The sequence below is a fragment of the Variovorax stachyos genome, assembly GCF_051400855.1.
In the GTDB taxonomy this organism is placed as follows: domain Bacteria; phylum Pseudomonadota; class Gammaproteobacteria; order Burkholderiales; family Burkholderiaceae_C; genus Variovorax.
Genome location: NZ_JBLFFN010000001.1, coordinates 308,930 through 331,761 on the forward strand (window position 1 = coordinate 308,930; position 22,832 = coordinate 331,761).

Annotated in this window: 23 protein-coding genes and 1 tRNA gene; 7 read left to right on the plus strand and 17 right to left on the minus strand. The window is 67.9% G+C overall.

What is annotated here, in order from left to right:
* Positions 1–16: 16 nt before the first annotated feature.
* Positions 17–415 carry a tautomerase family protein gene (locus ACMGEZ_RS01500; protein WP_436820473.1) on the minus strand — a complete coding sequence of 133 codons (399 nt, stop codon included), beginning with the start codon at positions 413–415 and terminating at the stop codon, positions 17–19.
* A 108-nt stretch (positions 416–523) separates the two neighbouring features.
* Here ACMGEZ_RS01500 and ACMGEZ_RS01505 point away from each other — a divergent pair, with 108 nt between their 5' ends.
* Positions 524–1,387, plus strand: coding sequence for a LysR family transcriptional regulator (locus ACMGEZ_RS01505; protein ID WP_436820474.1), 864 nt, complete (start codon positions 524–526; stop codon positions 1,385–1,387).
* A gap of 14 nt (positions 1,388–1,401) precedes the next feature.
* On the opposite strand, the gene ACMGEZ_RS01510 is transcribed toward ACMGEZ_RS01505, so the two are convergent.
* The 6 genes from ACMGEZ_RS01510 to ACMGEZ_RS01535 all read right to left on the minus strand — a co-directional run bounded on the left by ACMGEZ_RS01510 (position 1,402) and on the right by ACMGEZ_RS01535 (position 8,014).
* Positions 1,402–2,808, minus strand: coding sequence for an amidase (locus ACMGEZ_RS01510; RefSeq protein WP_436820475.1), 1,407 nt, complete (start codon positions 2,806–2,808; stop codon positions 1,402–1,404).
* Entirely contained in the window at positions 2,805–4,298 is a 1,494-nt protein-coding gene (locus ACMGEZ_RS01515; RefSeq protein WP_436820476.1) for an ABC transporter substrate-binding protein, read from the minus strand. Before ACMGEZ_RS01515 ends, ACMGEZ_RS01510 begins: the two co-directional genes overlap by 4 nt.
* Positions 4,299–4,383: 85 nt before the next feature.
* On the minus strand, positions 4,384–5,190 hold the full coding sequence (locus ACMGEZ_RS01520; protein WP_436820477.1) for an ATP-binding cassette domain-containing protein: 807 nt from the start codon (positions 5,188–5,190) through the stop codon (positions 4,384–4,386).
* Positions 5,187–6,173 carry an ABC transporter ATP-binding protein gene (locus tag ACMGEZ_RS01525; RefSeq protein ID WP_436820478.1) on the minus strand — a complete coding sequence of 329 codons (987 nt, stop codon included), beginning with the start codon at positions 6,171–6,173 and terminating at the stop codon, positions 5,187–5,189. Before ACMGEZ_RS01525 ends, ACMGEZ_RS01520 begins: the two co-directional genes overlap by 4 nt.
* 12 nt (positions 6,174–6,185) lie before the next feature.
* Positions 6,186–7,067 (minus strand): ABC transporter permease, encoded by an 882-nt coding sequence (locus ACMGEZ_RS01530; RefSeq protein WP_436820479.1) that lies wholly within the window; start codon positions 7,065–7,067, stop codon positions 6,186–6,188.
* Positions 7,064–8,014 carry an ABC transporter permease gene (locus ACMGEZ_RS01535; protein WP_436820480.1) on the minus strand — a complete coding sequence of 317 codons (951 nt, stop codon included), beginning with the start codon at positions 8,012–8,014 and terminating at the stop codon, positions 7,064–7,066. Before ACMGEZ_RS01535 ends, ACMGEZ_RS01530 begins: the two co-directional genes overlap by 4 nt.
* Before the next feature lie 184 nt (positions 8,015–8,198).
* Here ACMGEZ_RS01535 and ACMGEZ_RS01540 point away from each other — a divergent pair, with 184 nt between their 5' ends.
* A complete protein-coding gene (locus ACMGEZ_RS01540; RefSeq protein ID WP_436820481.1) occupies positions 8,199–8,492 on the plus strand; it encodes a YfhL family 4Fe-4S dicluster ferredoxin in 294 nt (97 codons plus the stop codon).
* Positions 8,493–8,615: 123 nt separating this feature from the next.
* Here the strand turns inward: ACMGEZ_RS01540 and ACMGEZ_RS01545 are convergent, their stop codons facing one another.
* Together ACMGEZ_RS01545 and pth are read right to left on the minus strand one after the other, a co-directional pair.
* Complete coding sequence (locus tag ACMGEZ_RS01545; protein ID WP_436820482.1) at positions 8,616–8,942, minus strand: hypothetical protein; 327 nt, start codon at positions 8,940–8,942, stop codon at positions 8,616–8,618.
* Positions 8,943–8,977: 35 nt separating this feature from the next.
* Positions 8,978–9,613, minus strand: a complete 636-nt coding sequence (gene pth / locus ACMGEZ_RS01550; RefSeq protein ID WP_436820483.1) for an aminoacyl-tRNA hydrolase — start codon at positions 9,611–9,613, stop codon at positions 8,978–8,980.
* A 122-nt stretch (positions 9,614–9,735) separates the two neighbouring features.
* Here pth and ACMGEZ_RS01555 point away from each other — a divergent pair, with 122 nt between their 5' ends.
* Complete coding sequence (locus ACMGEZ_RS01555) at positions 9,736–10,362, plus strand: hypothetical protein (protein WP_436820484.1); 627 nt, start codon at positions 9,736–9,738, stop codon at positions 10,360–10,362.
* A 16-nt stretch (positions 10,363–10,378) separates the two neighbouring features.
* Positions 10,379–10,966, plus strand: a complete 588-nt coding sequence (locus ACMGEZ_RS01560) for a hypothetical protein (protein WP_436820485.1) — start codon at positions 10,379–10,381, stop codon at positions 10,964–10,966.
* 58 nt (positions 10,967–11,024) lie between these two features.
* Here ACMGEZ_RS01560 and ACMGEZ_RS01565 read toward each other — a convergent pair whose 3' ends face one another.
* The 6 genes from ACMGEZ_RS01565 to ACMGEZ_RS01590 all read right to left on the minus strand — a co-directional run bounded on the left by ACMGEZ_RS01565 (position 11,025) and on the right by ACMGEZ_RS01590 (position 16,141).
* Positions 11,025–11,678 (minus strand): 50S ribosomal protein L25/general stress protein Ctc, encoded by a 654-nt coding sequence (locus ACMGEZ_RS01565; RefSeq protein WP_436820486.1) that lies wholly within the window; start codon positions 11,676–11,678, stop codon positions 11,025–11,027.
* 99 nt (positions 11,679–11,777) lie between these two features.
* Positions 11,778–12,752 (minus strand): ribose-phosphate pyrophosphokinase, encoded by a 975-nt coding sequence (locus ACMGEZ_RS01570; RefSeq protein ID WP_436820487.1) that lies wholly within the window; start codon positions 12,750–12,752, stop codon positions 11,778–11,780.
* Positions 12,753–12,820: 68 nt separating this feature from the next.
* Positions 12,821–12,897 (minus strand) — tRNA-Gln (locus ACMGEZ_RS01575).
* Between the two features lie 69 nt (positions 12,898–12,966).
* Entirely contained in the window at positions 12,967–13,830 is an 864-nt protein-coding gene (gene ispE, locus ACMGEZ_RS01580; RefSeq protein ID WP_436820488.1) for a 4-(cytidine 5'-diphospho)-2-C-methyl-D-erythritol kinase, read from the minus strand.
* Positions 13,827–14,321, minus strand: coding sequence for a lipoprotein insertase outer membrane protein LolB (locus tag ACMGEZ_RS01585; protein ID WP_436820489.1), 495 nt, complete (start codon positions 14,319–14,321; stop codon positions 13,827–13,829). The genes ispE and ACMGEZ_RS01585 overlap by 4 nt, the downstream gene beginning before the upstream one ends.
* Positions 14,318–16,141 carry a tetratricopeptide repeat protein gene (locus ACMGEZ_RS01590; RefSeq protein WP_436820490.1) on the minus strand — a complete coding sequence of 608 codons (1,824 nt, stop codon included), beginning with the start codon at positions 16,139–16,141 and terminating at the stop codon, positions 14,318–14,320. Before ACMGEZ_RS01590 ends, ACMGEZ_RS01585 begins: the two co-directional genes overlap by 4 nt.
* 80 nt (positions 16,142–16,221) lie before the next feature.
* Between ACMGEZ_RS01590 and mutM the strand changes: the two genes are divergently transcribed.
* From mutM to mutY, 3 genes are all read left to right on the plus strand, one after another.
* Positions 16,222–17,037: a bifunctional DNA-formamidopyrimidine glycosylase/DNA-(apurinic or apyrimidinic site) lyase gene (gene mutM, locus ACMGEZ_RS01595; protein ID WP_436820491.1), complete on the plus strand. Its 816-nt coding sequence runs from the start codon at positions 16,222–16,224 to the stop codon at positions 17,035–17,037.
* A gap of 70 nt (positions 17,038–17,107) precedes the next feature.
* Positions 17,108–19,069, plus strand: a complete 1,962-nt coding sequence (locus ACMGEZ_RS01600; RefSeq protein WP_436820492.1) for a dynamin family protein — start codon at positions 17,108–17,110, stop codon at positions 19,067–19,069.
* Positions 19,059–20,132 (plus strand): A/G-specific adenine glycosylase, encoded by a 1,074-nt coding sequence (mutY, locus tag ACMGEZ_RS01605; protein ID WP_436820493.1) that lies wholly within the window; start codon positions 19,059–19,061, stop codon positions 20,130–20,132. Before ACMGEZ_RS01600 ends, mutY begins: the two co-directional genes overlap by 11 nt.
* On the opposite strand, the gene rapZ is transcribed toward mutY, so the two are convergent.
* Positions 20,129–21,007, minus strand: coding sequence for an RNase adapter RapZ (rapZ, locus tag ACMGEZ_RS01610; RefSeq protein ID WP_436820806.1), 879 nt, complete (start codon positions 21,005–21,007; stop codon positions 20,129–20,131). The two genes, mutY and rapZ, sit on opposite strands and share 4 nt — an antisense overlap.
* A gap of 56 nt (positions 21,008–21,063) precedes the next feature.
* A complete protein-coding gene (gene recN, locus ACMGEZ_RS01615) occupies positions 21,064–22,752 on the minus strand; it encodes a DNA repair protein RecN (RefSeq protein ID WP_436820494.1) in 1,689 nt (562 codons plus the stop codon).
* Positions 22,753–22,832 lie beyond the last annotated feature (80 nt).

Below are 22,832 nucleotides of genomic sequence, written 5' to 3' on the forward strand. Positions count from 1 at the left end.
TTGCACAGTCCATCGACTACACCCCAGCCTGCTGGTGGCGGTACTCCTGGGTGAACCCGCCGTAGCCGTAGGCCGCGGCGCGCGCATCGATCAGGTGCACGTACGACACCTCGTGCAGGTTCTTCCGCAGCGCAGCCATCGCGCCGTAGACCTCACGCAGGTAGCGCGCCTTCTCCGCCTTGGTGTTGGTTTCGTCGGTGATGCTGATGTCCAGGTGGAAGGCCGACTTGCCGAGCTCGGCGAGCGACCGGCCGCCGATGAACCAGGCGTCGTCGGCGATGTACTGCACGGTGGTGGCGATCACCGGCAGCTTCTTGTCCAGGACGCTCTGGGTCAGCTCGGCGACGGTGTCGACCACGCGGCGGGTGAGCTGGGCGTCGGGTTGGCCGGAGAGGTGGATCACGGTATGGGGCATGGCACTTTCCTTTTCGAACTGTTGGAAGCTTCATTGTGGAAAGTTGCAGGCCATCGGAAAAGCGGGAAGATATGATGGATATCATCGATTTTTCGGATGGATGACGTCATGCAGACCTTCGACCTGGAGCAGCTCAGGACCTTCGTCGCCGTCGTCGAGGCGGGCAGCCTCACCGCGGCAGCGCCGCAGGTGTTCCTGTCGCAATCCGCCGTCAGCGAGCAGATGCGCAAGCTCGAGGAACGCGCCGGCCAGTCGCTGCTGACGCGCAGCAAGGCGGGCGTGGCACCCACCGTCGCGGGCACGCGGCTGCTGGGACATGCGCAGCGTCTGCTGGCACTCGCTGAGGAGGCCCTGCGCGACCTGCGCGGTGAAACGCTGCAAGGGGAGCTTCGCCTCGCGGTGACCGACTACTTCCGGCCTGGCGAACTGGCGCGGTTGCTGGGGCGCCTGGGCGAGCGGTATCCGCAGGTGCGTCTGCACGTGAGCGTCATGAAGAGCGGCGCAATCGAGGCCGGCTACGGGCAGGGCCAGTTCGACGTTGGCCTGTCGATGCGCATCGTGGGGCAAGACGGCACGCCCGCCTCGAAGACGGCCGCACTGCGCCGCGAGTCGTTGGCCTGGATGGGTGCGACCGGCTTGCGCCTTGCCCGTGGCGAGCCGCTGCGGCTGCTTGTGCTGCCCGACACCTGCTCGCTGCACCAGTTCACGGTCAAGCTGCTGAAGCGGCGGCGCGTGCCCTTCACCGTGGCGCATGTCGCCTCGGGCGTCGCGGGCCTTCAGTCGGCTTTGGCGGCCGGATTGGGCGTTGCCTGCCTCAACGAGTCATCGCTGTGCGAGGGCGTCACGCGCCTGGCACCGCCGCACGGGCTGCCTGCGTTGCCGAGAGTGGTCTTCCATCTCCTGCCGCCCCGGCGGGGCGAAACCGAGTTCGTGGCGCGCGCACGCGAGCTGCTGGCGTCGCACCTCGTCTGAGGTGCAAGGCGCAATCAGGCGCCGGGCGGCTGCGGCCAGGGGCGCTGGGGGCCGCGGATCAGCTCGAAGGCGCGCGACACCTTGAGCACGCCCAGGTCGTCGAAGCGCTGCCCCGCGATCTGCAGGCCGATCGGCAGGCCGCCGCGGCTGTAGCCGCAGCTGATCGAGGCCGCCGGCTGCTCCGACATGTTGAAGGGCACGGTGAAGCCGATGTGCTCCAGCGGCCGCAGCGGGTCGTTGGTGGGCGACGGCAGCTCGGCCTCCACGGGCAGGTTGGGCGCCGTGGGCGAGATCACGTAGTCGTACTTCGCGCAGGCGGACACCGCCGCCACGCGCGTGGCGTGGAACTGGCTGAACGCGCGGAATACATGCTCGCCGCTGAAGCCGGCCGCGCTCTCGGCCCATGCGCGAATGTAGGGCAGCACCTTGGCACGCCGCTCCGCGGGCAGGGCATTGATGTCCACCAGCGAGCGCATGCGCCAGAGGTGGTCCATGCCGTCGAGCATGGCCTGCGACATGAACGGTTGCATGACCTCGATGGCGGCGCCGGCACGCTCGAACAGGCGCGCCGCCTCCTCGACGGCCCCGCGGATCTCGGCATCGACCGCCAGGCCGCAGCCCGCATCGAGCAGAAGACCGATGCGCAGGCCGCGCAGATGTTCTGCACCCACCTCGAAGGAGGACCAGGCGATGTCCTGGGGTGGCAGGCTCATGCTGTCGCGCGCGTCGGGCTTTGCGAGCACCTCCATCATGAGCGCGGCATCGGCGACGCTGCGCGTCATGGGCCCGGCGGCGCGGCCCATGTAGGGCGGATCGATGGGGATGCGTCCCAGGCTGGGCTTGAGCGTGAAGATTCCGCACCAGGCGGCCGGCAGCCTGAGCGAGCCGCCGATGTCGGTGCCGATGTGCAGCGGGCCGTAACCGGCCGCCGCGGCGGCACCGGCGCCGGCGCTCGAACCGCCCGGCGTCTTCGTCAGGTCCCAGGGATTGCGCGCCAGCGCATGGAAGCTGGAGAGGCCGGAGGACAGCATGCCGTAGTCGGGCATGGTGGTCTTGGAGACGATCACCGCGCCCGCTTCCTTCAGCCGCGCTGCCGGCGGCGCGTCGGCCGCGGCAGGGCGCAATTCGGTGGCGGCCGTGCCCGCAGGCATGGGGTCGCCGCGGGTGGCGATGTTTTCCTTGATGGTGGTCGGCACCCCGTCGAGCGGGCCCAGCGGCTCACCGCGCCGCCAGCGCGCCTCGGAGGCGTGCGCCTGCTCGAGTGCGGCGTCGGGACGCAGCAGCCAGGTGGCCTGCAGCGTGGGCTCCCAGCGCGCGATGTGGTCGAGCACGGCCTGCGTGACCTCGACCGGGGAGAGACTGCCCTTGCGATAGGCGCCGACCAGTTCCTGTGCCGACAGGTCGTTCAGTGGCTTGCTCACGACCAGGACAGCGCGGCAAGGTCGTTGACGAAGATCGGGCTTTCCTTCCACATGCCCTTGACGCCCTTCCTGGCGACGGCGGGGAACTGGGGCTGGTAGAGGAATCCGTTCGCCGCGTCGGTGGCGAGCAGCTTCTGCGCCTCTGCGAGGAGCTTGTTGCGCTCGGCCTCGTTGCCGGTGGTCTTGATCTTGGCGTAGAGCGCCGTGAACTCCTTGTTGTCGTAGCCCCAGTAGTAGTCCGACTTGGCATAGTTGCCAAGATCGAAGGGTTCGACATGCGACACGATGCTGAGGTCGTAGTCGTGTGCACCCCCGTAGGTGTTGCTGAGCCACTGCGCCCATTCGACGTTCTGGATCTTCACGTTGATGCCGATCTTGGCGAGCTGGGCCGCGATCACTTCGCCGCCCTGGCGCGCGTAAGGCGGCGGCGGCAGCGTCATCGTGAGTTCGAGCGGCGTTTTCACGCCCGCTTCCGCCAGGAGCTTCTTGGCCTTCTCGACGTCGTAGGGGTTGATGGCGGTCGTGTCCACGTAGCCGGGTGCGCCGGGCACGTAGTGGCTGCCGATGGGCGTGCCGAAGCCGTCCGCGGCGCCTTCGACGACGGCCTTGCGGTCGATCGCGGCGAGGATGGCGCGGCGCACGCGCACGTCGTTGAGCGGCTTTCTCCTGCTGTTGATCGCCAGGATGGTCTTGGCACGCGAGCCGCCCTGGATGACCTGGAACTGCGGATTGTTCTTGAACTGGGCGACCGCGCGCGTGCCGATGGGCTTGAACACGTCCACATCGCCGGCCATCAGCGCTGCCGCCTGGGCGGCGGTGTCGGAAATGAATCGGAAGGTGACACGCCGCAGCTTGATCTCGCCCGCATTGCGATAGCCGTCCCACTTGCTCACGACGACCGAGGAGCCCTTGGCCCAGTTGTCGAGCTTGTACGGGCCGGTGCCGACGGGCTTCGTGGCATTGCTGTCGGCACTCTTGGGCTCGACGATGATGGCGGTCGCCTGGCCCAGCAGGAAGGGCAGATCGGGGTCGATCTCCTTGTTGATCAGCACCACGGTGCTGTCGTCGACCACCTGCGTGCTCAGGTTGGCAAAGGTGCGCTTGTCCTTGTTCGTGCTCTTCTCGGCGCCTGCGCGATCGAACGAGAACTTGACGGTCTGCGCGTTGAAGGGCTCGCCGTTCTGGAACTTCACGCCGCGGCGCAGCTTGAAGGTGTAGGTCTTGAGGTCGGGCGAGACCTCCCAGCTCTCGGCCAGGAGCGGCGTGACCTTGCCGTCGGAGTTGATCTTGGTCAGCGTCTCGTAGATGTTGTAGTGGGTGATTTCCGCGATGGCGGACGCGGCGCCGGTGGTCGGGTCCAGGCCCGGCGGCTCGAGCGTCATGCCGATCACCAGCGTGTCCTTGCGCCCCTGGGCCAGCGCCGCTTGCGGCAGGGCGAGCGGCACGGTGGCAAGGGCGGCGGTGGTCAGGAGGGTGCGGCGTTTCAACATGGTCGAGGCTCCAGGCAAAAGCTGAGAAGGGGGAATACGACGTTACATCATGCGCGAGCGGCGCGTGCTCGGGACAAGCACCTGCTCAAGGGAGTGCCACCGCGGGCTCGGCGCGCGGCACGGCCGCCAGCAGTGCCTGCGTGTACGGATGCTCGGCATGCGCGAACAGGTGCTGCGGCGCGCCGCGCTCGACGACTAGGCCGCGGTGCAGCACGCAGACCTCGTCGCACAGGTGGTTCACCACCGCGAGGTCGTGGCTGATCAGCAGGTAGCTGATGCCGAACTTCTGCTGCAGCTCCAGCATCAGGTTGAGCACCTGCGCCTGCACCGAGACGTCCAGCGCGCTCACCGGCTCGTCGGCCACGATGAGCTTGGGCCGGGTGATCAGCGCGCGGGCGATCGCGATGCGCTGGCGCTGGCCGCCGGAGAACTCGTGCGGGTACTTGTCGAGGTCGCCGCTGCGCAGGCCCACGGCCGCCAGCGATTCGCCGGCGCGCTCGCGCTGTTCGGCGCGGCTGGTCCTGGCCAAGGCCTCCAGCGGCTCGGCGACGATGCGTGCCACGGTCTGGCGCGGATCCAGCGAGCCGTACGGGTCCTGGAACACCATCTGCACGTCGCGGCGCGCGGCGCGCAGCGCATCGGCAGACAGGGCGTGGAGGTCGCGGCCGAGCAGCTTCACCGTGCCGGCGGTGGGCGTGTCGAGCGCCATCACCAAACGGGCGATGGTCGACTTGCCCGAGCCCGACTCGCCCACGATTCCCATGCTTCGCCCGGGCTGCAGGCTGAAGCTCACGCCGTTGAGCGCCTTGACCGTGGGCGGCGGCAGGAAGAGGCGTTCGCGCGGCAACTGGTAGTGGCGCACCAGGTTGTCGACCTCGAGCAATGCTGTCATGCCGGCGCTCCTTCGGCGATCACATCGGCGAGCCGGATGCAGCGCACCTCGTGGCCGTGCGGCATGGGCGTGGGCGGGGGCCGCGTCGCGTGGCAATCGTCGATGGTGAAGCGGCAGCGGCCGGCGAAGGGGCATCCGCCCGGCAGGTCGATCAGATCGGGAACGCTGCCGCGAATGGTGGCCAGCTTAAGCCCGCGCGGGGCGCCGAGCGCCGGACGGGCGGCGAACAGCCCCTGGGTGTACGGATGGGCGCGCTCGGCGAAGACGGCCGCCGTGGGCCCGCTCTCGACCACGCTGCCGCCATACATCACCAGCATCTTCGAGACGTTCTGCGCGATCACGCCGAGATCGTGCGAGATCAGGATCAGCGCCATGCCGCGCTCGTCCACCAGGCCCTGGATCAGCTCGAGGATCTGCTTCTGGATGGTGACGTCGAGTGCGGTGGTCGGCTCGTCGGCGATCAGCAGGTCGGGCCCGCAGGCCAGCGCCATCGCGATGCCGATGCGCTGCCGCTGCCCGCCCGAGAACTGGTGCGGGTAGGCGTCGAGGCGCGAGGCGGCGTCCGGAATGCCGACCCGTTCGAGCAGGGCCAGCGCCTCCTTGCGGGCGTCGGCGCGCGACAGGCCGCGATGCAGGCGCAGCGGCTCGCCGACCTGGCGCGCGATGGTGTGCACGGGGTTCAGTGCCGTCATCGGCTCCTGGAAGATCATGCCCATGCGGTTGCCGCGGATCTCGCACATCGCGCGCTCGGGCAGGCCGACGAGCTCGGTGCCGTCGAAGCGGATGCTGCCCGTGACCTTGGCGCTCGCGGGCAGCAGCCCCATCAGCGACTGCACGGTGATCGACTTGCCGCAGCCGGACTCGCCGACGATGCCCATCGTCTCGCCGCGTTCGAGCGTGAAGCCGATGCCGCGCACCGCCTCGGCCGGGCCGCGCTGCGTCTGCAGCTGGACATGGAGGTTGTCGACTTCGAGCAGGGGCATGTCGGTGTGAGGTCAGCGGGCGCGCGCGAGGCGCGGGTCGAGCAGGTCGCGCAGGCCGTCGCCCAGCAGGTTGAGGCCGAGTACAGCCAGCGCGATCGCCAGGCCCGGCCAGACGGCAAGCAGAGGCGCCTGGAACATCATGGTCTGCGCCTCGCTGAGCATGCGGCCCCACGAGGGCTGCGGCGGCTGCGTGCCGAGACCGAGATAGGAGAGGGCGGCCTCGGCCAGGATCGCGATCGCGAAGCGGATGGTCGACTGCACGATCAGCACCGCCGAGATGTTGGGCAGCACGTGCTGCATCGTGATCGCGAACGCGCCCTTGCCGCAGGCGCGCGCGGCGGCCACGTATTCGCGCGACCAGATCGCGTTGGCCGAGGCCCGCGTGATGCGCGCGAAGGTCGGGATGTTGTAGATGCCGATCGCGATGATCGCGTTGACGATGCCTGCGCCGAACACCGCCGTCATCATGATGGCCGAGAGGATGGCGGGGAAGGCCATCGAGAAGTCGGCGAAGCGCATGATGGCTTCTTCCACCCAGCCGCGCCGTGCGGCGGCCAGCAGGCCCAGTGCCGTGCCCACCACAAGCCCGATGCCGACCGCGATCAGGCCGACCAGGATGGAGGCACGCGCGCCCACCAGCAGCAGCGAGGCCACGTCGCGCCCGAAGGTGTCCGTGCCCAGCGAGTGCGCGGCCGTCGGCGGCTTGAGCTTGTTGGCGATGTCCATCTCGTAGGGCGACCAGGGCGTCCACACCAGGGAAACGGCGGCGGCCAGGACCAGCAGCAGCGTGAGCACGCCGCCGATGGCGAAGCTGCGGTGATGCACCGCCCGGCGCCAGAAGCCGGGCACCTTGAAGGCTGCGGCGCTCGGGACTTGTGCAGGGACTGCGCTCATATGTCGGAGGCCTTGATGCGCGGGTCGATAACGGCGTAGAGCACATCGACCACGAAGTTGACGATGACCACCATCGCGGCCAGCAGCATCACGCAGTTGCGCACCACGATCAGGTCGCGGTTGCTGATGGCCTGGAAGATCAGCCGGCCGAGGCCCGGGAGGTAGAACACGTTCTCCACCACGATGGTGCCGGCCAGCAGCTCGGAGAACTGCATGCCCATCACGGTGATCACCGGGATCATCGCGTTGCGCAGCACATGGGTCCACAGCACGGCGCGCTGCGAGACGCCCTTGGCGCGCGCGGTGCGGACGAAGTCCTCGCGCATCACCTCCAGCACGGCCGAGCGGGTGATGCGAGCCAGGATCGCCGCCTGCACCACGGCCAGCGAGAGGGCAGGCAGGAGCAGCGCCTTGAGCCCGGCCAGCACCCCGTCGTTCCAGCCTTCGAAGCCACCGGCCGAGAACCATTGCAGCTGCACCGAGAAGACCAGGATCAGCAGGATCGCGAACCAGAAGTTGGGGATGGCGATGCCCACCTGGGTCAGGCCCATCAGGCCGACGTCGCCGAGCTTGTTGTGGCGCGCCGCGGCAGTCACGCCCACCAGCAGGGCGAGCACGGTGGTGAGGGCCATCGCGAGCAGGGCCAGGGGCACGGTCAGGGCAAGCCGCTCGAGGATCAGCTCGATCACCGGCGTGCTGTAGGCATAGCTGTCGCCGAGCTCGCCGGTGAGCAGGCCGCCGATCCAGTGCCAGTAGCGGGCCCAGGCCGGCTGGTCGAGCCCCAGCTTGGCGGCGAGGGCGGCCACGGCCTCGGGCGAGGCGTCGGGGCCCATGAGCATCTGCGCGGCATTGCCGGGCAGGATCTCGAGCACGAGGAAGACGATGACCGAGGCACCGATCAGGGTGGCGATCAGCGTCAGGAAACGCTTGAACAGGAAGAGGCTCACTGGAAATACCTTCGCCTTCGGCTGCGGTGCTATTCGCCTTCGGAACGGCCGTGCGGCTCACTGGAGTACCTTCGCCTGCGGCTGCGGTGCTATGAGCCCTCGGAGCGGCCGTGCGGCTCATGGGGCGGGCCGCAGCATAACCCGAGCGAAGCAATGACCATGCCTCGGACGGATAATCCGCTTCATGGCCCTCATGATCACCGACGAATGCATCAACTGCGACGTCTGCGAGCCGGAGTGCCCCAACGATGCGATCTACATGGGCGAAGAGATCTACGAGATCGACCCGCACAAGTGCACCGAATGCGTGGGCCACTTCGACGAGCCGCAGTGCGTGCAGGTGTGCCCCGTGGCTTGCATTCCCAAGAACCCGGCCCATCTCGAGTCGCAGGAGACCCTGTGGCAGAAGTTCGAGCGGCTGGCGGCCGCCAAGGCGGCGGGCGCCGGAGGCAAGCCGCCCGAGGCCGCGCAGGCCTAGCTCTTCTCGGCGCTGCGGCGCCCGGCCTTCTCGGCTTTCTCCGCCTTCTTCTTTGCAGTGGCCACGGGGTCATGGGCGCTGAAATAGCCCGAGTCCTTCTTGCCCTTCTTCTTTTTCGTCGCGTCATCGGCATTGGCCTTCGGGGCTGACGGCCTGCTGTCGATGAGCGTCGCGTGCCGGCCGGCCCTGTGCCTTCTCCTGGCGCAGGCGCTCGCGTTCCAACCGGTCCGCGGCTGCCTGCGCGTCACGCGTCGAGTTGTCGGCCTCGCGCTTCTGCCCGGCATCGCGCATATCGCCGAGGGCGAGCGGCTTGCCGTTCGGGCAGGGCTGGTCGCTGTAGGCATTGCCGCAGCGCCAGGCGGCAGTGCCGGCCGTGGCTGCGGACGAGGCCCACAAGGCGCAGGCCGCGATCGCCAGGAGGGCGATCGCGGGTGTCGAGTTCTTCTTCATTCTTCCTTCTCTCCCTTTCGCTTCGATGGTTTCGCTCAGGCCGGAGCGGGCGGTCCTCCGCCTTCGTCCGGCTCTCGACGCGGCGGCTTGGGGCGCGGCGGCTTGCTCGTGTGAATGAGCAGCGTCGCCTTGTCCATCTCGCCGGCGACCAGGGCCGGGAAGGCGTGGAGGGTGCGGGCGATCGCGTCGTCGATCGCCTCGCGTTGTTCCTTGAGCGGCTTCTTCAGCACCCAGCTGACCACCTCGGACTTGACGCCCGGATGGCCGATGCCGAGGCGCAGCCGCCAGTAGTCCGCGGTGCCCAGCTGCGCGTGGATGTCGCGCAACCCATTGTGGCCGGCATGGCTGCCGCCGCGCTTGAGCTTGGCCTGGCCGGGCACCACGTCGAGTTCGTCGTGCACGACGAGGATCTCGTGCGGCTCGATCTTGAAGAAGCGGGCGAGCGCGGCCACCGACTTGCCCGAGAGGTTCATGAAGGTCTGCGGCTCAAGCAGCCAAACCGGCTGGCCACCCACCTGCATCCGCGCGGCAAGGCCGTGGTAGCTGCGTTCCGGCACCAGCGTGAGCTTTTTGTCGCGCGCAAGCGCATCGATCCACCAGAAGCCCGCGTTGTGCCGCGTGGCTTCGTACTCGGGACCGGGATTGCCGAGGCCGACGAACAACTTGATCATGGGGTCGAATTATCGGGGACCCTCCTTCGTGGCCCGCGTGCCTGCAGGGATGCTGGCTTTCCCGAGGGTCGGCGGGATACACAAAAAGTTACGATCGCGGCTCCTATAAAACTGGAGGAGCCATGCTCTCAAACAACAAGGTTTTCGAACGTCTTCGCCGTGCCGCCTATGTCGGGGCGGCTGCTCTCACAGTGACGCTGACTGGTTGCGCCACGCACTATGTCGACGGCGCTACCAAGGGAGTCAGCGCCAGCCAGTTCCGCAAGCCGACCGCGCCCCAGCCGGTGCAACTGGTCTTCGAATTCCAGACCAAGGGCGTGGCGAACGCCAATGCCACTCAGCAGTTGAAGGCGCAGGTGCTGCAGAGCGTGAACGACAGCGGCCTGTTCTCCAGCGTCGAGGAAAAGCCGGTGCCCTCGGGCAGCATGCTGAGCCTCAAGCTCAACAACGTCGTGCTGACCGACGATGCCTTCTCCAAGGGATTCGCCACAGGCCTGACCTTCGGCCTTGCGGGTTCCCAGGTGTCCGACGGCTACATCTGCACCATCAGCTACTTCGGCAACGGCCAGGGTGCGCCCGTCACCAAGACGGCGCGCCATGCCATTCATACGACGCTGGGCGCGGCGAAATCTCCTGGCAATGCCGAGAAGGCGGCCAGCATCCAGGAGGCGGTGACCAAGATGACCAGTCAGATCGTGAGCACGGCGCTCAACGACCTTTCGCAAGACCCCGCGTTCGTCGCGCGTTGAATGGCAGGCGCATCTCATGACATTCGTTTCCGCTATCCAGCGCGCTGCCGCGATGCTGGTCTGTGTCGCCGCAGTTGTTCTCACGGGCTGTGCCCAGGTCAAGCTCGGCGTGCCCACGCCGAGCGTCGAGAACATCCAGAAGGCCAAGGCGTCGCCGATGGAGCCGGTGGCGATCGGTGACTTCAAGCTCGCGCCCGGCAAGAGCCGGTCGCTGGACCTCGGCGTCAGCATCCGGAGCAACACCTTCTATTCGCCCTTTGACAGTTCGCTCGCCAGGTATCTGGGCGAGACCCTGAGCGCCGAGCTGAAGGCAGCCGGCCTGGTCGATCCCGTGGCGAAGACCACCATCAGCGGCGAATTGACGGACAGCTCCGTGGATGCGCCGGCGAGCCAGGGCAAGGGCTCCCTGGCTGCGCGCTTCGTCGTTCAGCGCGACGGCAGGACCTCGTTCGACAAGGAGCTCAAGGCCGCGTCGAGCTGGGAGTCCTCCTTCGTTGGGGCAATCGCGATCCCGGAGGCCATCAACCAGTATGTCGCGCTCTACCGGGTGCTCGTGGGTCAGTTGCTCGACGATCCCGACTTCAGGAAAGCTGTGGCGCGCTGAGGAAAGGACAAAAAAAAGCCCACCGACTGGTGGGCTTCCTGTTCGCGCCGGGAAACGCTTACTTCTTCTTGGCGGGCGCAGGCTTGGCGTCCGGCTTGGCGGCGGCCGGGGCGCCCTCGGCGGCGCCTTCGGCCGGCGCGGCTTCTTCAGCCACCAGCGGCGGCACGGCCGAGACCACCACCGGGTTGCCCTTGCCGTGGCTGATGTACTTCAGGCCCTTGGGCAGCTTGATGTCGCTGACGTGCAGCGTGGCATTCTTGGTCAGGCCGGAGAGGTCCACTTCGATGAACTCGGGCAGGTCAGCGGGCAGGCAGCTGACTTCGATTTCGGTCATCACGTGGTTCACGAGGTTGTGGTCCAGCTTGACGGCGGTGGATTCTTCTTCGCCCTTGAAGTGCAGCGGCACCTTCACGGTCATGCGCGTGCGGGCATCGACGCGCTGGAAATCCACGTGCTGCACCAGCGGGCGGAAGGGGTGGTACTGCACGTCGCGCAGCAGCACCTTGCTGGTGGCGCCGGCCAGTTCCATCTCGAGGATGGACGAGTGGAACGCTTCCTTCTTGAGGGCGTGCCACAGCGCGTTGTGATCGAGCTCGATCAGCTGGGGCTGGCCTTCACCCCCGTAGACGATACCGGGCGTCTTGCCCGAAATGCGGAGACGGCGGCTCGCACCCGTACCCTGCTTGGCGCGCTCATAGGCGACGAATTTCATGACTCACTCCTGTGGAAGTCGACCGCGACCAGTGCGACTCCGGTTTCAAAAAGGGCGCCACGGAGGGCGCCCGGCTTCTTGCTCAGGCCCGGCGATACCTCAGAAGAGGTTCTCCTGGTCCGAGAACAAACTCATGACCGACTCGCCCTTGGCGATGCGCTGGATCGTTTCGGCGATCAGCGGCGCCACGGAGAGCTGGCGGATCTTGGTGCACCCTGTCGCGCCGTCGTTCAGCGGGATCGTGTTGGTCACGACCACTTCGTCGAGCGCGCTGCCCTGGGCGATGCGCTCGATGGCCGGGCCAGAGAAGATCGGGTGCGTGCAGTAGGCGTAGACCTTCTTGGCGCCGCGTTCCTTGAGCACTTCGGCCGCCTTCACCAGCGTGCCGGCGGTGTCGATCATGTCGTCCATGATCACGCAGTTGCGGCCGTCGATTTCGCCGATCACGTGCATGACTTCGCTCACGTTGGCGCGGGGGCGGCGCTTGTCGATGATGGCGAGGTCGCAGTCGAGCTGCTTGGCCAGTGCGCGGGCACGCACCACGCCGCCGACGTCGGGCGACACCACGATCAGGTCTTCGTAGTTCTGCAGGCGCAGGTCGCCCAGCAGAACCGGCGAGGCATAGATGTTGTCGACCGGGATGTCGAAGAAGCCCTGGATCTGGTCGGCGTGCAGGTCCATCGTCAGTACGCGGGCCACGCCGACCGTCTCGAGCAGATTGGCCACCACCTTGGCCGAGATCGGCACCCGGCTCGAGCGCGGACGGCGGTCCTGGCGCGCATAGCCGAAGTAGGGGATCACGGCACTGATGCGCTCGGCCGAGGCGCGCTTGAGCGCGTCGACCATGATGAGCAGCTCCATCAGGTTTTCATTGGTCGGGGCGCAGGTGGACTGGACCACGAAGACGTCGCGAGCGCGCACGTTCTGGTTGATCTCGACAGTCACTTCGCCGTCGGAGAAGCGCCCGACGCGGGCGGCACCCAACGAAGTGCCGAGGTTGTGCGCGATCTCGGCGGCAAGGCCCGGGTTGGCATTGCCGGTGAAAACCATGAAATCAGGATGGTGAACCTGCATGAGCGTCCCGGCAAAAAAGGAAATGGCCCGTTTGAGGGGCCGCCATTACTCTCGTGAACGTGAAGATTTGGCAGGGGAGAAAGGATTCGAACCTTTGCATGCTGGAATCAAAATCCAGTGCCTTAACCAGCTTGGCGACTCCCCTACACGGGTTGGCGGCCAGAGCCACCCACCGATATATGTCGCATCAGACCACAAAAAGCGCTCTGACTTTCTAGACCGCCCACCCCGCCAGGGGATGGATGGCCAGATTGCTGCACTTGCGAAGCTGCCAGCCCGAGGGCGCATCGGCCAGTTCCACGTCATGCGGCATCACCGCAAATACCGAACTCCCCGAACCGGTCATGCGAGCCTCGAGTCCCTGGCTACCGAGCCACTCGATGGCGTCGGTGACCGCGGGACAGAGCCTTTCGGCGACCGGCTGCAGATCGTTGCGACCGAAGTCGAGACTCTTGATCTCGCCCCCGTTGCGCCCGGCATGTGCAGCAAAGCCAGAAATTATAGCAGCGGGTGTGGCGCGTTGAAGTTCCGGCGCTGCAAAAATAAGACGCGTGTCCAGGCCCTGAGGGGGCTTGACGACGATGAACCGGCCAGGCGGCAGCTCGATCGGCGTGATCTGCTCGCCGATGCCTTCGACCCAGGCGTTGCGCCCGCGCAGGAAGAAGGGCACGTCGGCCCCCAGCGCAAGGCCGATCTCCTCGAGTTTCGACAACGGCAGATCCAGGCCCCAAAGACGATTGAGCGCCAGCAGGCAGGTGGCTGCGTCCGACGAGCCGCCGCCCATGCCGGCCTGCGCCGGCACTCCCTTGGCGACGCCGATGTGGGCGCCTTCGGCCGTTCCGGCAAAAGCCTGGAGTGCCTTGGCGGCGCGCAGCACCAGGTCATCTTCCGGCAGCGGTGTCGTGAGGTCTTCGCGCGTCACGCGGCCGTCGCTGCGCTTCTCCACGTGCAGGGTGTCGCACCAGTCGATCAGCATGAACACCGACTGCAGCAGGTGGTAGCCGTCCGCACGCCGACCGGTGATGTGCAGAAAGAGGTTGAGCTTGGCCGGCGCGGGCAGGTCGTAGAGCGCCTTCATGCGCGTTCGAAAACGATTCGCAGATCTGCTCGCGGCTGCGGTGACTCGCGCGTGGCCTGCAGGCGGCCGTCGCCGATCCGGGACAGGTCCGGCCGCCAGCCGGGCACCCGGTCCTCACGCCCTGCCAGCCAGCCGAACAGCGCGGCCACGGGGATGACGGCGCCGGTCGCGGCCTCGATCAGCGCGTCTACCGAGTCGAAGCGCCGCGTCTCGCTGCCGTTCTTCAGCAGTGCCTCACCAGGGGCCCAATGCAGTTGCGCCAGCGTGTTGCCGATCGGACTCGTGAGGACGAGCTCGCCTGCCTGAGGGGCGCCGCGCAGCTCGAACAGTGCCGAGAAGGTTTGCACCGGCTCGCTGTCGACGCGCAGCGAAAGCCTGCCGCTCCAGGCCTGTCCTGCGTCTGCGCCCTTCAGCGGGCCTCCGGGGCTGGCACAACCCGCGGCCAGCAGGAGGCCGGCCCAGCCAGCGCACAGGGCGAGACGACGCTTCAAAGCTTCACGCGCAGACGCTTGAGCGTCTCCTGTAAGGTCTCGTTCTCCGAGTCGACCAACAAGGCTTCTTTCCAGATCGACATGGCGCGATCGCGCTGGCCCTTGACCCACAGGACCTCGCCCAGATGCGCCCCGATTTCCGGGTCGGGCCGGCGCTTGTAGGCGGCCTCGAGGATGCGCATGGCTTCGTCGGTGTTGCCCAGCCTGAACTCGACCCAGCCAAGACTGTCGGCGATGAAGGGGTCCTCGGGTGCGAGCTGCACGGCCTTCTTGATCAGCGTGCGCGCTTCCTCCAGGCGGATCTTGCGATCGGCAAGCGAGTAGCCGAGCGCGTTGTAGGCGTTCTGGTTGTCGGGCTTGAGCTCGATCAGGCGGCGCAGCAGGCGCTCCATTTCGTCGAGGCGGTTCAGCTTCTCGGCGACCATCGCCTTGTCGTAGATGAGGTCCGTGTCCTCGGGCTTGGCCGAGCTGGCCTGCGCCAGCATGTCGTATGCGGCCTGGTACTGCTTGGCATCGCGCAGCAGCTGGACCTCGGCCATGAACTTCTGCTTCTTGTCTTCCTCGGTGCGCTCCGGCAGGGCCCGGACCAGCTCACGGGCCTGCGGCAGCTTGCCCTGGCGCGCCAGCAGCGCAGCGCGTCGTGTCTGTGCGCCTGCCAGGTCTTCGGTGCTGTCGATACGCGACAGCCAGTGCTCGGCCCCGACGAAGTCCTTGCGGCGTTCTGCCAGCTGCGCCAGCAGCAGGAAGGCCTGGGTCTGGCCCCGGCCGCGCGTTTCGGCATCGGCCTGCGTGTCGGCCATGGCGACGTAGCGCTTGAGCGAGGCTTCGGCCGCTGCGTCCTGACGTGCCTGGGTCTGCAGGCTACCCAGGAGCAGCCAGGGTTCGGGGAGCTCAGGACGCGCCGCGGTCAGCGCGGCGAGTTCGGCGGTGGCATCGGTATAGCGGCGGCCTTCTACCAGCACGCGGGCGTAGGCAATGCGCATCTCCGGCTGGACCTTGGGTCCGGCCAGGTAACGCTTGACCAGCGCCTCGGCCTCTGGCTGGGCGGGATCCACCAGTTCCAGGGCCAGCATTGCCGGTCCGTCGGCCGAGGGATCGATCTCCTGGCCTTTGCGCGCCGCTTCCAGTGCGCCGGCTGCATCACCTGCCGCCAGTCGCAGGCGGCCAACCGTGGCCCATGCGGCGCCGCCGGTGGCCGGACTCGTGAGTTCCTCTGCCAGCGCCTGCTCGACAACCGATACGGCCAGCTTCTTGTCGGCGGCCCGGGCATAGTGGCGCGCGATGACAGCCATCAGGAAAGGCCGTTCCACTTGCGGCGTAGCCGCCAGCTCGGCCTTCAGTGGCTCGACGGTCTCGCTGATCCGGTTCAGCGCGATAAGGATCTGCAGCTCGAAGCGTCGCGCCTCGCGCGATTGGGGCAGGCTTTCCTTCCAGGCGCGCGTCGCAGCAAGTGCGGCATCGCCTGAGCGTGCCTGGAGGGCGATTTCCACGGCACGCTGAAACAGCTTGGCGTCGCGCGAACGGCGCGCCGCGTCCAGCACCAGCGCATAGCCCGAGCCCGGGTCGCCCGAGCGCGCCGTCAGCTCACCCATCAGCACTTCATAGAAGAGCTCGGCCGTCATCGCCGAGGCTTGCGCCTTCTCCGCGCGCTGTGCGGCGGCCGCAGCGGTCGTCATGGGCGGTGCCGCTGGTTCGATGAGGGGGGCTGGGCTGGTCGGTGCTGCCGGCGCGGGTGTTTGGGGCTGCGCCTGCGCGGCCAGAGAGAGGAAGGCCAAGAGCGCGGCCGCCGCAAGGCGGGATCGGCGGAGCGAAGGGGTCATCGAGCCATAATAATCCAAGGTTTTCAAGCCATGGCCGCAGGGGCTTCGATCTCGCCTTGTTTTCATGTCGGCCTTTCTCCATGCCAGAACTACCCGAAGTTGAAGTGACGCGACTCGGCTTCGCCGAACGGATCGCGGGCGCGCGCATCGAAGCCGTGCGCTTGGGCAAGCCGCTGCGCTGGGCCCTCGCGACGGAGCCTGCGATGCTGGTGGGGCGCACGGTGCGGGCCGTGCGCAGGCGCGGCAAGTACCTTCTGATCGACATGGACTCGGGCCTGCTGCTGATGCATCTGGGCATGTCTGGCAGCCTGCGCTTCGACACCCTGCTGCCCGCGCCTGGCGTGCACGATCATTTCGACATGGTGACCAGCCGCGGGATCCTGCGGCTCAACGATCCGCGGCGCTTCGGCGCGGTAGTCTATGTGGAGGACGAGGCAACGCCGCAGGCGATCAAGCTGCTGGGCGGGCTCGGGATGGAGCCCCTGGATACGTCTTTCGACCTCGATCGTTTCCATGCGGGCCTGCGACGGCGCAAGGCGTCGATCAAGCAGGTATTGCTGGCCGGCGACGTGGTGGTGGGCGTGGGCAACATCTACGCCTCCGAGGCGCTGTTTCTGGCCGGCATCCGTCCGAGCTTGTCCGCTGCCCGCATCAGCCGTCCGCGCGCGGCGCGGCTGCATGCGGCGGTGCGGGAGATCCTGGCGCGGGCGGTCGAGCGCGGCGGCAGCACCCTGCGCGATTTCTCCAACATCGACGGGCAGAGCGGCTATTTCCAGCTGGAGGCGACCGTCTACGGACGCGCCGGCGAGCCCTGCCGGGTCTGCGCCACCCCCGTGCGGCAAGTGCGCCAGGGCCAGCGTTCGACATATTTCTGCCCGAACTGCCAAAAGTACTGAAAGCCCGGCAGACTACTGGGACGCCAGCGCCACCCGGGTGCTAATATTTGTAAGCAACCCTTACACACCCTTGACTCGCTCATTCAATCAGCAATTCGACCAGCACGGCGCCTGGCGGCGCAACTTCGCGCACCGCCTCAAATGGCTGGCCCGCTGGCTCGACGAAAACGAGCTGCTCGACCAGAGCGTGGCGGAGCGGCTGCGCGAGCTCGAATCGCAAATGCGCACCAGCAAGGTCATGGTCGCTTTCGTGGCCGAGTTCTCGCGCGGCAAGTCCGAACTGATCAACGCGATCTTCTTTGCCGCTTACGGCCGCCGCATCATGCCGGCAAGTGCGGGGCGCACGACGATGTGCCCGACCGAGCTGGGCTACGACCCAGGCGTTGCTCCCTGCTTGAGGCTCTTGCCGATCAAAACCCGGCTGGAGCCGCATTCGCTCGCTCATTGGCGCGACAAGCCCGAGCACTGGACCGAGATCCCCATCGACGTCGAGGACGCCGAGCAGCTCTCGCAGACTATGAACAAGGTGGCCGAGGTCCGGCGCGTTCCGCTGGCCGAGGCGCGCGCGTTGGGCTTCTGGAGCGATGAATCGCCCGACGACAATCCCGTGCCCGATGGCGCGGGGCAGGTCGAGATTCCCCGCTGGCGCCACGCGCTGCTGAACATGCCGCACCCGCTGCTCGAGCAGGGCCTGGTGATCCTCGACACACCCGGCCTCAACGCCATCGGCGCCGAGCCCGAGCTGACGGTGAGCCTGATTCCGCAGGCCCACGCCGTGGTCTTCATCCTCGCCGCTGACACGGGCGTGACCCGCTCCGACCTCGCCATCTGGCGTGAGCACCTGATCACCGAGGGCGATCCGGGCGAGACCCGCATCGTGGTGCTCAACAAGATCGACACCATGTGGGACACGCTGAGCACGCCGGCCCAGATCGATGCCCAGATCCAGCGTCAGCGCAAGGGCGCCGCCGAGCTGCTGGGCGTGCCGCTCACGCAGGTGCTTCCGGTGTCGGCGCAAAAGGGTCTGCAGGCGAAGATCCGCCGCGACGTGCCGTTGCTGCAGGCGAGTCGCCTGCCTGCACTTGAATCCGTACTGGGCGAGGGCCTGCTCGGCAAGCGTGAGCGCATGCTGCGGCTGGCGGTGGACGCCGGCATCTCGGCCTTGCAGGCCGAGGCGGCGCGCATCCTCAAGGTGCGCCAGCGCGACCTGTCGGAGCAGGCGCTCGAGCTGCAGGGCCTGCGCGGCAAGAACGTGTCGGTCATCCGCCACATGCGTACCCGCATCGAGCAGGAGCAGGCCGAGTTCGAGGGCAGCAACACCCGCATCCTGGCGCTGCGCTCGGTGCAAGGCAAGCTGCTGCGCGAGGTGTACGCGGTGCTGGGCAGCACTGCGCTCAAGGCCGACATGGCTCGCCTGTCCTCCGCTCTGAAGCGGCCCGGCATCAAGTTCAACGTGCGCAAGGTGTACGGTGCGACCTTCGACGCGCTGCGCAACAACCTGCGCGAGGTGCAGGCGACCACCGCCGAGATCCAGTCGATGCTGCACGCCACCTTCCGCCAGCTCAATGCCGAGCATGGCTTTGCGCTGCAGGCGCCGGCCGAGCCCGACCTGACGGGCTTCCAGGAGCAACTGAGCCAGATCGAGCGCAGCCACATCCACTACCTCGGCATCGGCAACGTGCTGAAGCTGGCGCAACCCGACTTCTGCGACAAGCTCGTGCGCGCGTTGGCCAGCCGGTTGCGGGTGGTGAACGAAGCGGCCATGACCGAGGTGGAGCGCTGGAGCAAAGGCGCCGGCGCCCAGCTCGACACGCAGCTCAAGGAACGGCGCCGCAATTTCACCAAGCGCATCGAGGCGATCGAGCGTATCCAGAGTGCCGCGGGCAACCTTGACGAGCGCCTGGCCGAACTCGCCGTCCAGGAGGCGGGCCTGGCCGAGCTGCACGTGCGCCTGCGCGAGTTCACGGCGCTGCTGACGAGCAACGAGGCGCCCTCAGCGGCTGCCGCGCGCGGCGAACTCAGTGCCGCTTGAAGGTCGGAAATCGGCGGCCCAGGGGCTGCCGGCGGACTTCGCCGCTCGCGTCGTGGCGTGGCAGCACAGCCATGGACGCAGCGAGCTACCGTGGCAGAACACCCAGGATCCCTACCGCGTGTGGCTGTCCGAAGTCATGCTCCAGCAGACCCAGGTCTCCACCGTGCTGGGCTATTTCGCCCGCTTTCTCCAGCGCTTTCCGACAGTGCAGGCCTTGGCCGCCGGCAGCGAGGACGAGGTGCTGGGCCTGTGGAGCGGCCTGGGCTACTACAGCCGCGCGCGCAACATGCACCGGTGCGCCCAGGACGTGGTATCGCGCTTCGGCGGCGCCTTTCCACGCACCGCCGCCGAGCTGCAGACGCTGCCGGGCATCGGCCGTTCGACCGCCGCCGCCATTGCTGCTTTCTGCTTCGGCGAACGGGTCGCGATCCTCGACGGGAACGTGAAGCGCGTGCTGACGCGGGTACTGGGCTTCGAAGGCGATCTGGCATCCGCCGCGCAGGAGAAGGCACTGTGGGCCCTGGCGACGGAACTGCTGCCGCCGCCCCCCCAGCGGGGTGCCATCGCCCACTACACGCAGGGCCTGATGGACCTGGGCGCGACCGTCTGTCTGCCGCGCAAGCCCAGCTGCATGATCTGCCCGGCCAGCGAGCTGTGCGTGGGCCGGCGGGGGGGCGCGCCGGAGCGCTTTCCGGTCAAGACGCGCAAGCTGCGGCGCAGCGCGCAATCGCTGTGGATGCTGAAGGCGCTCGACTCGAAGGGGCGCGTGTGGCTGGAGAAGCGCCCGTCGCGTGGGATCTGGGCCGGCCTCTACTGCCTGCCGGTCTACGAGAGCCGCGCCTTGCTGATGGACGAGCTCGCGCCCGACGCGCGCTGGGTGGCGCAGGACGACCCGGCCTTCCTGCACGTGCTCACGCACAAGGACCTGCACCTGCACCCCGTGTCCGTGGCGTATGCGGCCGAGCGCCCGCCGACCGGGTCGGGGAGCTGGTTCGAGGCCGGCGAATGGCCGGTGCTCGGCCTGCCGGCGCCGGTGCGCAAGCTGCTCGCAGCCAGCGACTAGCTCAAGGCGTCCAGCTCGCGATGCCGCTTGAGGGCGGCCCAGCGTGTGCCGAAGCCGCGGGCCAGCTGTTCAACCAGGAAGACCGAGCGGTGCTGCCCGCCGGTGCACCCGATCGCCACTGTCACGTAGCTGCGATGGTCGCGTGCCAACGCATCGAGCCAGCGATCCAGGAACTGCTCGATGTCCCCTTGCATGCGGGCGACATCGTCGTGCTCGCGCAGCCACTCGATCACGGGCGCGTCCCGGCCGGTCAAGGGCCGCAGCGTCGGCACGTAGTGCGGGTTGGGGAGCATGCGCACATCGAACACGTAGTCGGCGTCGAGGGGCACGCCGCGCTTGAAGGCAAAGGATTCGAACACCAGCGTGAGCGCGCTTTCGGGCGCGGCAATCAGCGCCTTGACGTAGCTCTGCAGCTGCGCCGGCCGGATGAGGCTGGTGTCGATCACGTCCGCACCGTCGCGCAGCTCGGCCAGCAACTCGCGCTCGAGCTCGATGGCCTGCATCAGCACGCGCTGCTGTTCCGGCGCATCCGTGCGGCCATCGTGGCGCGACAGGGGATGGCGACGGCGGGTTTCCGAATAGCGGCGCACCAGCGCGTCGGTGGTCGAGTCGAGAAACAACGAGCGCAGCGACACGCCTTCGTTGCGCAGCCGCTCGAGCTGTTGCGGCACCAGCGGCAGCGAGACGCCGCTGCGTACATCCATCGCGATCGCCACCCGTCCCGCCTGCTGCTCGCGCTGCAAGGCCACGAAGGGCATGAGGAGCTCGGGCGGCAGGTTGTCGACGCAGTAGTAGCCTGCGTCTTCGAGCGCGTGCAGGGCGACGGACTTACCCGAGCCGGACATGCCGGTGATCAGCACCAGTTCCAGGCTCACCGGAGCACGTTCGCCTTCTGCTGCGGTGCTGTTCGCCTTCGGAGCGGCCGTGCTGCTCATGCCGAAACCTCCGGCGCCTTCTTGCCCAGCATTTCTCGCGCATGTGCGAGCGAGGTCTGCGAGACGCGCTCGCCGCCCAGCATGCGGGCGATCTCGCGGGTGCGGGTGTCGTCGTCGAGCACCGACACGCTGCTCTCGGTCCGGATGCCGCCCTGGCCCTTCGCGCTAGTTTGCTGCTTGGCCACCAGCAGGTGGTGATCGGCGCACGCGGCCACTTGCGGCAGATGGGTGACTGCCAGCACCTGGCGATCGCGGCCCAACTGCTTCATGAGGCGGCCGACGGTCTCGGCCACGGCGCCGCCGACGCCGGCATCGACCTCGTCGAAGATCAGGGTCTGGGCGGCCCCGAGCTGACTGGTGGTGACCGCGATCGCCAGCGCAATGCGCGAGAGCTCACCTCCGGAGGCCACCTTGCCGATCGCGCGTGGCGTGCTGCCCGGGTGGCCGGCGACCAGGAAGGCGACGTCCTCGAGCCCATGGCGGGCGGGTTCGGCGAGCGCGTCCAGCGAGACTTCGAAGCGCCCGCCCTGCATGCCGAGGCCCTGCATGGCCTGCGTCACCGCCTTCGCCAGCCGCGGGGCGGCCTGCTTGCGTGCCTTGCTCAGCGCCCCGGCCTCCTTCATGTAGGCCTGTTGCGCGGCCTGCTCGGCGCGCTCCAGTGCTTCCAGGTCGCCTTGGGCATCCAGCGCCTGCAGCTCGGACTGCCAGCTCGCGAGCAGCGAGGGCAGCTCGGCCGGCGTGCGCTTGTAGCGACGGGCGAGCGACATCCACAGGCCCATCCGCTCGTCCAGCTCGGCGAGCCGTTGCGGGTCGGTGTCGGCCTGGCGCAGATAGCCGTGCAGGGAATGCGCGGCATCGGAGGCCTGGGCCACACTGGAGGCCAGCACTTCCCCCAATTCCTTGAAGGCCGGCTCGATATGCTCGCAGTTTTGCAGCAGCGTGACGGCCCGGCTCAGTGCCGCCAGCGCGCCGCTCTCGTCGTCTTCCAGCGCGCCGCAGGCGGCTTCCGCGGCGTGGATGAGCGCCTGCGCGTTGGAGATGCGGGTGTGGCTGGCCGAGAGCTCTTCCCACTCGTCGGCGCCCGGCGCCAGCTTCATGACTTCCCCCACCTGCCACTGGAGGCGTTCGCGCTCGCGCTGCAGCGAATCCTGGGCCGAGCGTGCCTTGTCCAGCGCCGCGATGGCGTGGCGCCACCCTTGCCAGGCCTGGGCGAGCGCGGCAACCGCGTCTTCGGCGCCGGCATAGGCGTCGAGCAGTCCCCGCACGGCCTCGGGGCGCGTCAGGCTTTGCCAGGCATGCTGACCGTGAATGTCGAGCAGCCGGTCGCCGAGTTCACGCAATTGCGTCGCGGTGGCCGGGCTGCCGTTGATCCAGCCGCGGCTGCGGCCTTGGAGATCGACCGTCCGGCGCAGCAAGAGCGCATCGCCGGTATCGAAGCCGCCTTCGTCCAGCCAGGCGGCGAGGGTGGGCTCGGCGTCGAACTCGGCGCTGACGTCGAGGCGTTCCGCGCCTTCGCGCACCGCACCGGCGTCCGCGCGATTGCCGAGTGCCAATTGCAGGGCGTCGATCAGGATCGACTTGCCGGCGCCGGTTTCGCCGGTCAGCACGGTGAAGCCGGCTGCCAGATCGAGTTCGAGCGCGCGCACGATCACGAAATCGCGCAGGGCGATGCGTCGCAGTGCCATGTCAATGCTCGCCTGGAATGCCGAAGTGCGCAGAGTGCGCCTGCGAGGGGCGACGGACAGGTCGAGCGTTCGGGCTCACT

Coding starts and splice junctions, on each gene's coding strand:
- ACMGEZ_RS01530 (WP_436820479.1), bottom strand. CDS start 7,067: ATGAGCGCAGTCCCTGCACAAGTCCCGAGCGCCGCAGCCTTCAAGGTG.
- ACMGEZ_RS01555 (WP_436820484.1), top strand. CDS start 9,736: ATGCTCTCAAACAACAAGGTTTTCGAACGTCTTCGCCGTGCCGCCTAT.
- ACMGEZ_RS01545 (WP_436820482.1), bottom strand. CDS start 8,942: ATGAAGAAGAACTCGACACCCGCGATCGCCCTCCTGGCGATCGCGGCC.
- ACMGEZ_RS01505 (WP_436820474.1), top strand. CDS start 524: ATGCAGACCTTCGACCTGGAGCAGCTCAGGACCTTCGTCGCCGTCGTC.
- ACMGEZ_RS01565 (WP_436820486.1), bottom strand. CDS start 11,678: ATGAAATTCGTCGCCTATGAGCGCGCCAAGCAGGGTACGGGTGCGAGC.
- ACMGEZ_RS01590 (WP_436820490.1), bottom strand. CDS start 16,141: ATGACCCCTTCGCTCCGCCGATCCCGCCTTGCGGCGGCCGCGCTCTTG.
- ACMGEZ_RS01520 (WP_436820477.1), bottom strand. CDS start 5,190: ATGACAGCATTGCTCGAGGTCGACAACCTGGTGCGCCACTACCAGTTG.
- pth (WP_436820483.1), bottom strand. CDS start 9,613: ATGATCAAGTTGTTCGTCGGCCTCGGCAATCCCGGTCCCGAGTACGAA.
- ACMGEZ_RS01560 (WP_436820485.1), top strand. CDS start 10,379: ATGACATTCGTTTCCGCTATCCAGCGCGCTGCCGCGATGCTGGTCTGT.
- mutM (WP_436820491.1), top strand. CDS start 16,222: ATGCCAGAACTACCCGAAGTTGAAGTGACGCGACTCGGCTTCGCCGAA.
- ACMGEZ_RS01525 (WP_436820478.1), bottom strand. CDS start 6,173: ATGCCCCTGCTCGAAGTCGACAACCTCCATGTCCAGCTGCAGACGCAG.
- ACMGEZ_RS01515 (WP_436820476.1), bottom strand. CDS start 4,298: ATGTTGAAACGCCGCACCCTCCTGACCACCGCCGCCCTTGCCACCGTG.
- ACMGEZ_RS01570 (WP_436820487.1), bottom strand. CDS start 12,752: ATGCAGGTTCACCATCCTGATTTCATGGTTTTCACCGGCAATGCCAAC.
- ispE (WP_436820488.1), bottom strand. CDS start 13,830: ATGAAGGCGCTCTACGACCTGCCCGCGCCGGCCAAGCTCAACCTCTTT.
- ACMGEZ_RS01500 (WP_436820473.1), bottom strand. CDS start 415: ATGCCCCATACCGTGATCCACCTCTCCGGCCAACCCGACGCCCAGCTC.
- recN (WP_436820494.1), bottom strand. CDS start 22,752: ATGGCACTGCGACGCATCGCCCTGCGCGATTTCGTGATCGTGCGCGCG.
- ACMGEZ_RS01540 (WP_436820481.1), top strand. CDS start 8,199: ATGGCCCTCATGATCACCGACGAATGCATCAACTGCGACGTCTGCGAG.